We start from the raw sequence: 2,809 nt of genomic DNA on the forward strand, positions 1-2,809 counted from the left end.
GCCGCGCCAAAGGCGATCGCCTTTGGCGCGGCTTCGCCGATCGCTAAACTCACCCAGGGTTGTATGAGCACTATTGTCACTGCAGCAATAATCAACACTATAGGAAGTGTGTAGCTTGGGGAGAGTTCAACAGTTAATGTCGATTTTGGAGAATAATCAGCAGAAGTCACTTGGCTTAAATCCCGAGCTGATAAAGATGAATCAATATATGAATATAATTTAATTCTAAGCCTATATTCCCAACTTCTTCGATCTTCCCAACTTCTTCGATGGGATTCTCTCGGATGACAGTTAGCTCATCTTACCTACTACCAGTATCTAGCACATTCCTGAGTGAGATTAATCAAAAATTGAGTTAAATTTTTATACGGAGAGGGGGGGATTCGAACCCCCGATGGCTTTGACACCATAACAGATTTCGAGTCTGCCACCTTAAACCACTCGGACACCCCTCCATGATCTAGTCAAACCGCACCCCAGACTTCATCTGAAATTTGAACACAAAACCGTGGAATTTGTCAAGCCTGCTGTTGAAAACTCAGGCATTGCTGGGTGCTCAATGATGGAATCACTATCAAGGAACATCAATGTCTATCTCAATATCTTCAACAGTAGTCTTAAAACCACCATCCGGTGTCCACTGGATAGCACCATCACGGCCTGTCCAATAGAGGGTCATCTTAGCATTGCGCATGAGCTTCGCCGTGTAGGCATCCACGACATTGGATGATGCGATCGCAATTTTCGGTTGCAGGGCATCGAGGAATTCTGGCCTCAGACTTTTTCCCGACCACCAAAGTACTTGTAGCTCAGGGAAACGGATGGTTTTGGCTAACTGTTTTTGGAAGCCTGGTTTGAGGTCTCCTAAGAGTAACCAATTTTGGTCAATGATGCGCATCAGCAACACTGGTGGTTCAGTGTTGACTAATTCTATTGAAGTAGACCCAAAAGAGAGTATTTCCCCCACTGGAATTGGTTGGTAGTTAGCCTCCCTAGAGGCTACTGCACTAGCGATAGAGTTACGGGTGACAATATCGTTCCAATTTTGACCCTGAGACAATGGTCGTTGTAAATCAGTGTTATCGTAGAATGTCTCGATCGGTAAACTACCTAGAAGCTGAACCCAACCACTTCTGAGTTGGGGCTGCTTGTCGAGAGCAACTGCCCAATTAATATCATTGATACCTTGCTTTTGCAGAAAAGGCAGCACTGTAAACCTTACTGTATCAGGGTTGCCACTATTGACCAACGTTACTTGTCCCTGGTCTTGAATCACTAAAATTTGGTCATTTCCTGTAGCTAGCACTGTAACTTGAAACAATTTTGACGCTTGTTGCCATTGGGGCAACACCACCACAGTGACAGCAACTAGACTAATCAGCCACCAACGAGGATGTAACCATTTAATCAAGCAAGCTAGAGCAATTAGCCCGTAGAGGAATAACAGTTGCCCTAGGGAAATTTTGCCCACCGCTACAGAACTTCCTGGCAACTGATTGAAAAATTCCACTAGTCCCATCAGTCCATGGGTTGGGTAATACAGTAACCAAGCCAGTCCACTTCCTGCTGTTGGCCAAATTAGTCCTGCCAAGGCACTGACAATTCCACCCAAAGTGATAATAGAAATTAGGGGTGTAGCAATAACACTAACTGGTATAGAGTAGCTGGCAACAACTTGAAAAACATACAGTTGCAGGGGTAGAGTCCAAACTGCTGCTGCAATTGGCACAGCAACTAGGGATGCGATCGCAGGTGGCAACCAATCCAAACGTTGGATAATCCCTGGTGCAGTGATTAGTAATCCTAGGGTGGCCAGAAAACTCAGCTGAAATCCCAAATCCCAGATCCACAAAGGATTAAATAGGAGTAACAGTGTTGCTGCTAACAAGAGTGACCCTAAAGGCTTAACTTTCCGTGCCGTCACTAACGCAATTAGGGCACCCACCCCCATCAGAGCCGCCCGCATTACCGATGGCTGCAGTCCAGTTAATGCCACGTAAATTAAAAGTACACTCAAGCTAATACTGAACTGCTTTCCTTTGCTTAAACCCCTGGTAAGGGCTAAGACAAAACCTAACAGCAACGAGACATGGAATCCAGATGCTGCTAAGGTATAGGCTAACCCAGCCTGAATAAATTGATCGCGGATATCGTAAGGCAAATCAACAGCACGACGTCCTAAAACCATTGAACTGACTAACTGACCTGTGGGAGAGCCTAAAAAGCGAACTTGGGAACGGATAATACGTTGTCGCAGTCTCCACCATCCCCAGGGTTTGCCAATAGTTTCCTCATCAAAGTTTATTTGACGCCCACTCAAACCAGCAAAAGCCCCTTGACGGGCAAGATAGGCTCCAAAGTCGAAGGCTCCGGGATTAGTCACTGGCTTGGGTTTATATAAAACCCCAGTTACGCTAATTATCTGACCTGGGTAGATACCAGTTCCTTGAAGTAATGGCACAGTCACATACAACTTGCCTGTCACTCCCTGACTGATCGCTCCCCCATCTTCGCGACTTTCAATTTCAGTTAACTGAGTAGCTTGTAACCAAAATTGTGTACGCTGAGTTCGGGTCAGGCGAGGCATACTCTCCACTTTGCCTTCAACCTTAAACAGTTGCTCTGGAGCAATGCTATTGGTTGAGGGGACATATTCGCTAATGTCATTCAGTTCTGGTTGTGGTACCCGCAATTGAAAATAGACCACCGCCAAGGCCGAGATTAGTCCTGCTGCTACCCATAATCTTGGTTTTGGTCCTGTGCGCCAGAACCTGGGGAATGCGATCGCAGCCACTATCCCTGTGACAAC

Annotated in this window: 1 protein-coding gene and 1 tRNA gene; both read right to left on the reverse strand. The window is 46.0% G+C overall.

Annotated elements, in window-relative coordinates:
- Positions 1-368: 368 nt before the first annotated feature.
- Positions 369-455, reverse strand: a tRNA-Ser gene (locus F6K37_RS37260).
- Positions 456-574: 119 nt separating this feature from the next.
- Positions 575-2,809 (reverse strand): ComEC/Rec2 family competence protein (locus F6K37_RS37265; RefSeq protein ID WP_287256034.1); only part of this gene is annotated, 2,235 nt, incomplete at its 5' end.

It is taken from the genome of Moorena sp. SIO4E2, from assembly GCF_010671945.1.
Classification (GTDB): Bacteria; Cyanobacteriota; Cyanobacteriia; order Cyanobacteriales; family Coleofasciculaceae; genus Moorena; species Moorena producens.